We start from the raw sequence: 10,548 nt of genomic DNA on the forward strand, positions 1-10,548 counted from the left end.
TCACCACACCCATACTCGCCCATTTGCGGCCACATGATTCCTATCTGAACGTACTGGCCCGCTCGGCTCCTATATAAAATACCCCCTCCTGCTAGACCTCTACACTCCTGCGCCTTGTGGAAATGGGCGGCTGAACAGGGCTTTGCCGCGCCGAATGAGGCGGCGGTGATATCAAGCTCATTGCACAAGCCTGCGTCGATGCTACATTTCATGCAACTCATGAAACTCAGCCGTGCAGCCGCTTCGTGCCGGCGGCCGGCTCGTTCGGCTTCGGCCGGGGATAAAATAATGGTCGACGAGACCCACAAACCGGCAGATCTCCGGCCGGCGGGGGTGCCGTGCAGGGAAGAGCCGCCGCATGCGCGTCATCGGTCGCGCCATTGGCATGGGCGGCGCAGTGACGGCACCGTTGCCGACCGGCAATCCAGCGATTCGTGTTACGCCGCGCTCGATCTCGGCACCAATAATTGCCGCCTGCTGGTCGCCCGCCCGACATCCGGCGGTTTCCGCGTCGTCGACGCCTTCTCGCGAATCGTACGTCTGGGCGAGGGACTGATCGGATCCGGCCGCCTTGGCGAGACCGCGATGACCCGCGCGGTCGAGGCGCTGAGCGTCTGCGCCTCCAAACTGTCGGTGCGACGGATCGCCGGCCAGCGCCTCATCGCCACCGAAGCCTGCCGTTCGGCCGCCAATGGCGATGCCTTCATCGCCCGCGTCGAGGCGGAAACCGGCCTCAAACTGGAAATCGTCGATCGCGAGACCGAGGCACGCCTCGCCGCCGCCGGTTGCACGCCGCTGGTCGATCCGTCTTCCGATGGCGCGTTGCTGTTCGATATCGGCGGCGGTTCGACCGAGGTGGTCTGGCTCGATCGCGTGGAGACCCGCGACGGGGGACCGCCGGCGGCGATCATCCGCGCCTGGGTATCGGTGCCGCTCGGCGTCGTCACGGTGGCCGAACGCCACGGCGGCGTGATGGTGACGCGCGATGGCTTCGAGGCGATGGTGAACGAGTTCCGTCCGCATCTCGACGGCTTCGTGAAGGCCGTCGGGCCGCATGATTGCGGTCGGCTGCATCTGCTCGGCACATCCGGCACCGTCACCACCATCGCCGGCGTTCACCTCGACCTGCCGCGCTACGACCGGTCGCAGGTCGATGGCACCTGGCTTGATGCGCTGCAGGTTGGCTGCGTGGTGGACCGGTTGCTTGCCATGCCGTTTTCCGAGCGTGTCGCCAATCCCTGTATCGGCGCCGAGCGGGCGGATCTCGTGCTCGCCGGCTGCGCGATTCTGGAAGCGGTGCGCCGGGCGTTCCCTTGTGATCGTCTTCGTGTTGCCGACCGTGGCTTGCGCGAAGGCATTCTGGTCGAGTTGATGCGTGCCGATCGCGTCTGGTGTAGCGGAGCCTATCGATGAACGAACGGGTACCCGGAAAGGGGCCGGGCGCGACCCGTGGCGAGGCGCGGCCGCTGAAGGTGCGGTTGAAGAAGGCGCGCTCGCTGTCGACCTCGTCGCAGAAATGGCTGCAGCGGCAGCTGAACGATCCCTATGTCGCGCGGGCCAAGCGCGAGGGGTGGCGTTCGCGTGCAGCCTTCAAGCTGATCGAGATCGACGAGAAGATGAAGCTGCTTCGCCCCGGCCTTCGGGTGGTCGATCTCGGCGCGGCGCCGGGCGGCTGGAGCCAGGTGGCGTCGCAGAAAGTGAAGGCCGAGGACGGCCACGGCAAGGTGGTGGCGATCGACCTTCTGGAGATCGATCCCATTGCCGGCGTCGACTTCGCCCAACTCGATTTTCTCAAGGATGATGCGCCCGCGAAACTCAAGGAGATGCTGGGCGGCGAGGCCGATCTGGTGCTCTCCGACATGGCGGCCAATGCTACCGGGCACAGGGCGACCGACCATCTGCGGATCGTCGGCCTTGTCGAGCTCGCCATCGACTTCGCGCGGCAGGTACTGGCGCCGGGCGGCGCGTTCGTCGCCAAAGTGTTCCAGGGCGGCACCGAGAATAGCCTCCTCGCCGAGCTTAAGCGCGACTTCACGACAGTGAAGCATGTCAAGCCGCAGGCGAGCCGGGCGAACTCCTCCGAGCTATATGTGGTCGCCACCGGCTTTCGTGGGCGTCAGGACTGACGCCCACAGCCCTCAGGCGGTGCTGCCCATCTCGCCCGGTGCCTCCGTTGGCACCGCCGGCTTGCTGCCGGGCTTGCGCGCGAGTTCAGCGCCGGCGTCGTCCGGCAGGCGCAGGAAGAAGAACACCGAGCACACCGCGATCAGCGCGACCACGGTGAAGGCGACGCTGAAATCCTCCAGTTGGATGGTGCCGTCGCCCCGCCAGGACCGCATGCCGTCGAGGATCAGCGCAGCCACCGCGACACCGGTGGAAATCGAGACCTGCTGCGCCACGCTGGCGAAGCTGGTGGCGCGGCTCATCGCCTCGTTGGAGATGTCGGCATAGGACAGCGCATTGGTGCTGGTGAACTGCAGCGAGCGGAAGAAGCCGCCGAACAGCAGAACGCCGATCAGGATCAGATGCGGCATGTCTGGCCGGAAGAACGCGGCGATGCCGATGAAGACCGAGGCGATGAAGCAGTTCACGATCAGCACCCGGCGGAAGCCGAAGGCGCGGATGATCGGTGCCGCGGTGAACTTCATCGTCATGGCGCCTGCCGCCGAGGCGAAGGTGATCAGGCCCGAAGCGAAGGGCGTCATGCCGAAGCCGAGTTGCAGCATCAGCGGCAGGAGGAAGGGCAGGGCGCCGATGCCGACGCGGAACAGCGAAGCGCCGACGACGCCGGCGAAAAAGGTCGGGACCTTCAACAGCGACAGGTCGAGGATCGGACGATCGGTATGCCGCGCGTGCCGCACATAGAAGAACATCGCAACGGCGCCGACTGCGATCACCGAAAGCGCCATCCACGGTGCCACGGCGTGCTGTCCCAGCAGCGCGAAGCCGAAGACGAGGCCGGCAAGGCCGATGCCCGACAGCACCATGCCGTGCAGGTCAAACGGGGGCACATCCTCCTCGCGGATGTCCGGGATGAACAGCGAAGCGAGAACGACGCCGAGCAGGCCGATCGGGATGTTCAGGAAGAAGATCAGGCGCCAGTCGAAATAGGTGGTGATGAAGCCGCCGATGGGCGGGCCGAGCACCGGGCCGAGCAAGGCGGGCACGGTCAGCCAGGCCAATGCCGAGACGATCTCGCCCTTTGGTACGGTGCGCAGGATGACGAGGCGCCCCACCGGCACCATCATCGCCCCGCCCATGCCCTGGATGATGCGGTAGATCACGAAATCGGTCAGCGAGGTGGCGAGGCCGCAGAGCAGCGAGCCGATGGTGAACACGACGATGGCGGCGCGGAACACTGTGCGCGAGCCGAAGCGGTCGGCAAACCAGCCGCTCGCCGGGATGAACACCGCGAGGCTGAGCAGATAGGAGGTGAGGGCCAGCTTCAGCGAGATCGGGTCTTCGTGGAGGTCGATGGCGATGGCCGGCAGCGAGGTGGAAATCACCGTCGAATCAAGCTGTTCCATGAACAACGCGCAGGCGACGATGAGCGGGACGAGACGTTCGGGGCGCACGGGATAGTATCCGTCTTGGTCGTCGGATCGAGTATCGGCAGGTCTCTATAGCCCCATGATTGCCGCATCGCGAGCGTGTCGCACCGTCATCTCGCGTCTTCGTCATTGCAATTTGCAAGGGGTGAGCCGACGCGGATCGGCAATGCGTTTGGCACAGAGCAACGACGCTAGGAATGGCGACGGCCCCATGGTATGAGCCCTCGCCAACTCGGAGAGAGCGGGCGACGTGGTGCCCGTGTCGCTTTGACCATCCATCCATCGGGCATATGCGGGCCTTCCCGCCTGCCCCAAATCGGGAGTTGGCGATGCCGCACATCGATGGCCTCGCGCGGGAAGCGCTTACATTCGACGACGTCCTTCTGAAGCCCGGCCTGTCCGATGTGATGCCCGGTCAGGTTGATGTGCGCTCGCGGGTGACGCGCTCGATCCACCTCAACCTGCCGATCCTGTCCTCGGCGATGGATACCGTGACCGAATCGCGCATGGCCATCGCCATGGCGCAGGCCGGTGGTCTCGGCGTCATCCATCGCAACCTCGAGCCCGAGGTGCAGGCCGAGCATGTGCGGCAGGTGAAGAAGTTCGAATCGGGCATGATCGTAAACCCGGTCACCATCCACCCGGACCAGACGCTGGCCGATGCGCTGGCGCTGATGAAGCTCTACTCCATCTCCGGCATTCCGGTGGTCGAGCGCGGGCCGAATGGGCGCGGCGGCAAGCTGGTCGGCATCCTGACCAATCGCGATGTGCGCTTCGCCACCCATCCCGACCAGCCGGTCGCCGAGCTGATGACCAAGGACCGGCTCGTCACCGTGCAGGAGGGTGTCGAGCAGGCCGAGGCCAAGAAACTGCTCCACCAGTACCGCATCGAGAAGCTGCTGGTGGTGGACGAGGATTACCGCTGCGTCGGCCTGATCACCGTCAAGGACATCGAGAAAGCGGTTGCCAACCCCAACGCCACCAAGGACGAGCAGGGGCGCTTGCGCGTCGCCGCCGCCACCACGGTGGGCGAGGACGGCTTCTACCGCACCGAGCTGCTGGTCGATGCCGGCGTCGACCTGGTGGTGGTCGATACCGCCCATGGTCATTCCCGCAAGGTGCTGGACCAGGTGAGCCGCATCAAGCAGCTCTCCAACAAGGTGCAGATCCTCGCCGGCAACGTTGCCACCGGTGAGGGCGCCCGCGCGCTCATCGATTCCGGTGCCGACGCGGTGAAGGTCGGCATCGGCCCCGGCTCCATCTGCACCACCCGCATCGTCGCCGGCGTCGGCGTGCCGCAGTTCACCGCCATCCTCGACGCGGTGGAACAGGCGAGCAGGCTGGACACGCCGGTGATCGCCGATGGCGGTATCAAGTTCTCCGGCGACCTTGCCAAGGCGCTGGCCGCCGGTGCCGAATGCGCGATGATCGGCTCGCTGCTCGCCGGCACCGACGAGAGCCCCGGCGAGGTCTATCTCTACCAGGGCCGCTCCTATAAGTCGTATCGCGGCATGGGCTCGGTCGGCGCCATGGCGCGCGGCTCGGCGGACCGTTACTTCCAGGCGGAAGTGAAGGATACGCTGAAGCTGGTGCCGGAAGGCATCGAGGGCCAGGTTCCCTACAAGGGGCCGGCATCCGGCGTGCTGCATCAGCTTGCTGGCGGCCTGCGCGCTGCCATGGGCTATGTCGGCGGCGGCACGCTCGCCGAATTCCGCGACAAGGCGCAGTTCGTGCGCATCTCCGGCGCCAGCCTGCGCGAAAGCCACGTTCACGACGTGACCATTACCCGCGAGAGCCCGAACTACCCCTCGCGGACCTGACGAAAGCGCCGTCGGGAACCGGCTTCCCGGCGGCGAGCTCTCATGCCCGGGGCTTCGACGCATGACCTACGCCGCGATCCTGATGCCGGTCTTCGCGATGGTGCTGCTCACCTTCGTGGTGCTACTGCGACTGGGTTACCTGCGTGGGCAGGCGGTGAGGGCCGGATTGGTCACTGACCGCGAGGGCGCGGTGACCGGTGATGAGACCGTCTGGCCGATCAAGGTGCGGCAGGCTTCCAAGAGCCTGCGCAACCAGTTCGAGATGCCGGTTCTGTTCTATGTGCTGAGCCTGCTGGTGCTGGTGACGCGCAAGGCCGATTTTCTCTATATCGTCCTCGCCTGGATCTTCGTCGTCAGCCGCTGGGTCCATGCCAGCATTCATTGCGGACCGAACGCCATTGGTCCGCGCTTCGCCGCCTTTTTCATCGGTGTGCTCGTGCTGATAGTGATGTGGTTGCAATTCGCGGCTTCCATCATCTTCGCGCCGATCATGCCGTGACTTCCGGATCGTGACATGACCCCTGCCGCGCGGCTCGCCGCTGCCATCGATATCGTCAACGCCATCGCCGCCGATCGGCGCCCGGCTTCCGAGGTGCTGAAGGAATGGGGCCGCGGCCACCGCTTCGCCGGCTCGGGCGACCGGGCGGCGATCGCCGCGCTGGTTTATGATGTCGAGCGCCGCAAGGCGTCCTCCGCCTTCCTGATGGGCGCGGAGGAGGGGCGGGCGCTGGCGCTCGGTGCGCTGAAGCTCGCGCGCGGGCTGGATGTCGCGGCGATTGCCGCGCTCTGCGACGGTTCGCGCTTTGCGCCGGCGCCGTTGAGCGAGGACGAGCGGCAGCGGCTGGAGACGGGCAGCCTCGATGGTGCGCCCGCTCATGTCGCGGGCGACTATCCCGAGTGGCTCGATACCGGCCTGGCCGCGGTGTTCGGCGAGGCGCGCGCCGCCGAGGGGCAGGCGCTGGCCGAGCGGGCGCCGCTCGACCTGCGCGTCAACACGCTCAAGGCCGATCCTGCCAAGGCGACCGAGGCGTTGGCTCATCTCAATCCGTCGGCGACCGACTGGTCGCCGCTTGCCCTGCGGATCGGCTTCGAGGCGGACGGCAAGGCACACTCGCTGACCGCCGAGCCGGCCTTCATCAAGGGGCAGGTGGAAATTCAGGACGAAGGCTCGCAGATCGCCGCCATCCTCGCCGCTCCGCCGCGTGGCGGGCAGGTGCTGGACCTGTGCGCCGGGGGTGGCGGCAAGACGCTGGAACTGGCGGCGCTGATGGACAATGCCGGCCAGCTCTACGCCTATGACAGCGACATGCGCCGACTTGCGCCGATCCACGAGCGCCTGCAGCGCGCCGGGGTGCGCAATGTGCAGGTGCGCACCCCGCGCAAGGCCGCCGACGTGATTGGCGACCTCGAAGGCCGCATGGACCTCGTGCTGGTCGACGCGCCCTGCACCGGCACCGGCACCTGGCGGCGCAACCCGGATGCCAAATGGCGCATCCGCCCCGGCGCCCTTGCCGAGCGGCAGCGCGACCAGATCGAGGTGCTCGACGCCGCCGTCCGTTTCGTCAAGCCGGGCGGGCGCATCGCTTACGTCACCTGCTCGCTGCTCGATGAGGAGAATGGCGGGCAGATACGTGCCTTCCTCGCCCGCCATCCCGATTTCCACGTCGTGCCGGTCGAGGATACCGTGCTGGCGCTCGGCGAGCGCGGCATTCGCCTCAAGCAGGCGGCGCTGGTGAGCCCGGAAGGACTGCTGCTGACCCCGCGCCGCACCGGCACCGATGGCTTCTTCGTCAGCGTGCTTGCGCGTGCCGCCTGAGACCGATTGCCGCCCGGGCCCTCGTGGCTCGGCGGTTCGTGCCTTACCGAGACTGTGGACGTGAAACCGGACAGCGTTTAGAAGCCCGCCATGACAGACACCGCTGACATCCCCTCCCATCACGATAGCCTGCTGATCATCGACTTCGGCTCGCAGGTCACTCAGCTCATTGCCCGCCGCGTGCGCGAGGCTGGCGTCTATTGCGAGATCCACCCCTTCCAGAACGCCGCCGAGGCGTTCGAGCGGCTGAAGCCCAAGGGCGTGATCTTCTCCGGCGGACCGGATTCGGTCATCCGCGAGGGTAGCCCGCGCGCGCCGCAGGTGGTGTTCGACAGCGGCGTGCCGATCCTCGGCATCTGCTACGGCCAGCAGACGCTCGCCACCCAGCTCGGCGGCGTCGTCGAGGGCGGCCATGCCGCCGAGTTCGGTCGGGCGGATGTCGAGATCAAGGCGGCGAGCCCGCTGTTCGAGGGCTTCTGGGAAGTCGGCAAGCGCTACCCCGTGTGGATGAGCCATGGCGACCGGGTGACGAAGCTGCCCGAGGGCTTCGAGGTGATCGCCACCTCGGAGAATGCTCCCTTCGCCATCGCTGCCGACGAGAGCCGCCGCTACTACACGACCATGTTCCACCCCGAGGTGGTGCACACGCCGCAGGGCGGCAAGCTGCTCTCCAATTTCGTGCACAACATCGTCGGTCTGAAGACGGACTGGACCATGGCGGCCTTCCGCGAGGAGGCAATCAAGCGGATCCGCGAGCAGGTCGGCTCGGAAAAGGTGATCTGCGGCCTGTCCGGCGGCGTCGATTCCTCGGTGGCGGCGGTGCTGATCCACGAGGCGATCGGCGACCAGCTTACCTGCGTGTTCGTCGATCACGGCCTGCTGCGCCTCGGCGAGGCGGAGAAGGTGGTGACGCTGTTCCGCGACAGCTACAACATCCCGCTGGTGCATGTGGACGCCGAGGAAATGTTCCTCAAGGCGCTGGAGGGCGTCAGCGATCCCGAGGTCAAACGCAAGACCATCGGCAAGCTGTTCATCGACGTCTTCGAGGCCGAGGCCAAGAAGATCGGCGGCGCCGCCTTCCTCGCCCAGGGCACGCTGTATCCCGACGTGATCGAGAGCGTCAGCTTCACCGGCGGTCCGTCGGTGACGATCAAGAGCCACCACAATGTCGGCGGCTTGCCCGAGCGGATGAACATGAAGCTCGTCGAGCCACTGCGCGAGCTGTTCAAGGACGAGGTGCGCGTACTCGGCCGCGAGCTCGGCCTGCCGGAAGTGTTCGTCGGCCGCCATCCTTTCCCGGGCCCCGGCCTTGCCATTCGCTGCCCGGGCGAGATCACCCGCGAGAAGCTGGACATCCTTCGTCTTGCCGACGAGATCTATCTCGAAGAAATCCGCCGCGGCGGGCTTTACGACGTGATCTGGCAGGCTTTCGCGGTGATCCTGCCGGTGAAGACCGTTGGCGTGATGGGTGACTATCGCACCTATGACTATGTGGTGGGACTGCGGGCCGTGACATCGGTGGATGGCATGACGGCGGATTTCTATCCGTTCGACATGGCGTTCCTCGGCCGGGTGGCCACGCGGATCGTCAACGAGGTGAAGGGCGTGAACCGCGTGGTCTACGACGTGACGTCGAAGCCGCCTGGGACGATCGAGTGGGAATGATTCAGGCCCATCCGAACGCCGCCGATTTTACGCTGTGATACGACCTAACACACTGTAAACAAAAATAAATTCCTCCTATTCCTATCGACATCTATCGTTGAGCATAGATCGCGTTCGGCGGCCTCGCTGACGGGCCTCGCCCCCATTGATCAACCGGAAAATCGAAAGTACCGTCAGGAGAAATGAGGCTCGTGACGGTACTTTTTTCGATATAAGTCGCTGAAGTATAAGCGTTTTCTACGCCATCGGCCTCCAAAAACCGCGTGACGGTACTTTTCCGCGAGGAGACCCGAAATGTTGACCGATGCAGCACTCAAGTGCTTGAAACCAAAAAGCCAAAATGTAGAAGGTATCAGATCGTGACGGCATGTATGTGCGCGTCGCGCCGTCGGGCGCCATCTCGTTCAGGCTCGACTATCGGCTGAATGGCAGACGGGAGACCGTTTATCTCGGTAGGTATGCCCGTGACGGAATATCGCTCGCCAGAGCTCGCGAGCTATGCATCGACGCGCGGCGTGCGATCGCCGAAGGGGGGCCCCGCCATCGAGAAGCAGCGGGAGAAGCGTCGGATCAAGGAAGCAAAGAGCTTCGGCGAATTCGGCGAGAAATGGCTGACCAATGCGACCATGGCCGACAGCACGCGCGCTATGCGTCGCTCGATCTTCGAGCGCGAGCTCATGCCCGTCTGGCGGAATCGTCTCCTGACAGAGATCACACCTGACGACCTGCGCGCTCACTGCGGCAAGATCGTCGAACGGGGAGCGCCAGCGACCGCCATCCACGTGAGGGATATCCTGAAGCAGATCTACGGCTTCGCCATTCTCCACGGTGAGAGGGTCGCCAACCCGGCCGATGACGTCGGCCCGGCCTCGATCGCCACTTTTACGCCGAAGGACCGCGCACTCTCGCCCGCCGAGATCCGCATCATGTTCAAACAACTCGAGCATGTCGCGACGCTGCCGACGAGCCGCCTTGGCATGAAGCTTTACCTCCTCACCATGGTTCGGAAAAGCGAGCTGCAGGATGCGGTGTGGGACGAGATCGATTTCGACAACGCCGTCTGGACCATCCCGAAGGAGCGCATGAAGCGGTCGAAGCCGCACAATGTCTATCTGTGCCGGCAGACCCTCGACATCACGATCGCGCTCAAGACCTGTTCCGGCAACTCCCGATATCTGTTGCCGTCCCGGTACGACGCGGACGCGCCAACGTCTCGCGCGACCTTCAACCGGATCACCTATACCGTCGTCGAACAGGCCAAGAAGGAGGGGCTGCCGCTGGAGCCTTTCACGGTCCATGATCTGCGGCGAACGGGCTCGACGCTGCTCAATGAGTTGGGCTTCAACAGCGACTGGATCGAAAAGTGCCTGGCGCACGAGGACGGGCGTTCATCGCGCGGCGTCTATAACAAGGCCGAGTATGAGATGCAGCGCCGGCATATGATGCGGGAGTGGGTGGATACCGTTGATGCTTGGGTCGACGGTCGGAAGCATGCTCCCACGCTTCTGCCGCCAGCTATGCCCTTGATGGAGATTGATCCCGCCCTTTGACCGGTCGGGTTTTGCGCTTGGTGACGTCAGAGTGCTGTGCATCGCTGGGCGCTGTGGCAGGAGCGGAAGTTCGACAAGATCGGCTCGGCGCTGGCACGGATCGAGGAATGGTCGGGGACCCTGACATCGGACCTTACCATCGGACC

The 10,548-nt window shown here is 65.2% G+C and carries 7 protein-coding genes and 1 pseudogene; 7 read left to right on the forward strand and 1 reads right to left on the reverse strand.

Annotation, left to right across the window (positions count from 1 at the left end; translation table 11 throughout):
- Positions 1 to 288 precede the first annotated feature (288 nt).
- Together KHC24_RS05285 and KHC24_RS05290 are read left to right on the forward strand one after the other, a co-directional pair.
- Positions 289 to 1,413: a Ppx/GppA phosphatase family protein gene (locus KHC24_RS05285; RefSeq protein ID WP_213360068.1), complete on the forward strand. Its 1,125-nt coding sequence runs from the start codon at positions 289 to 291 to the stop codon at positions 1,411 to 1,413.
- A complete protein-coding gene (locus tag KHC24_RS05290) occupies positions 1,410 to 2,126 on the forward strand; it encodes an RlmE family RNA methyltransferase (RefSeq protein WP_213360078.1) in 717 nt (238 codons plus the stop codon). Before KHC24_RS05285 ends, KHC24_RS05290 begins: the two co-directional genes overlap by 4 nt.
- A gap of 12 nt (positions 2,127 to 2,138) precedes the next feature.
- Here KHC24_RS05290 and KHC24_RS05295 read toward each other — a convergent pair whose 3' ends face one another.
- Positions 2,139 to 3,575, reverse strand: a complete 1,437-nt coding sequence (locus tag KHC24_RS05295; protein WP_213360081.1) for an MFS transporter — start codon at positions 3,573 to 3,575, stop codon at positions 2,139 to 2,141.
- Between the two features lie 305 nt (positions 3,576 to 3,880).
- Here KHC24_RS05295 and guaB point away from each other — a divergent pair, with 305 nt between their 5' ends.
- From guaB to KHC24_RS05320, 5 genes and pseudogenes are all read left to right on the forward strand, one after another.
- On the forward strand, positions 3,881 to 5,371 hold the full coding sequence (gene guaB, locus KHC24_RS05300; protein WP_213360083.1) for an IMP dehydrogenase: 1,491 nt from the start codon (positions 3,881 to 3,883) through the stop codon (positions 5,369 to 5,371).
- Between the two features lie 61 nt (positions 5,372 to 5,432).
- A complete protein-coding gene (locus tag KHC24_RS05305; protein ID WP_213360085.1) occupies positions 5,433 to 5,870 on the forward strand; it encodes an MAPEG family protein in 438 nt (145 codons plus the stop codon).
- Positions 5,871 to 5,885: 15 nt separating this feature from the next.
- A complete protein-coding gene (locus KHC24_RS05310; protein ID WP_213360087.1) occupies positions 5,886 to 7,187 on the forward strand; it encodes an RsmB/NOP family class I SAM-dependent RNA methyltransferase in 1,302 nt (433 codons plus the stop codon).
- 90 nt (positions 7,188 to 7,277) lie between these two features.
- Entirely contained in the window at positions 7,278 to 8,852 is a 1,575-nt protein-coding gene (gene guaA / locus KHC24_RS05315) for a glutamine-hydrolyzing GMP synthase (protein ID WP_246546157.1), read from the forward strand.
- A gap of 294 nt (positions 8,853 to 9,146) precedes the next feature.
- Positions 9,147 to 10,402, forward strand: a pseudogene (locus KHC24_RS05320) (tyrosine-type recombinase/integrase).
- The last annotated feature ends 146 nt before the right edge of the window (positions 10,403 to 10,548 follow it).

Origin of the sequence: Ancylobacter defluvii (assembly GCF_018390605.1) — a bacterium.
Taxonomy (GTDB): domain Bacteria; phylum Pseudomonadota; class Alphaproteobacteria; order Rhizobiales; family Xanthobacteraceae; genus Ancylobacter; species Ancylobacter defluvii.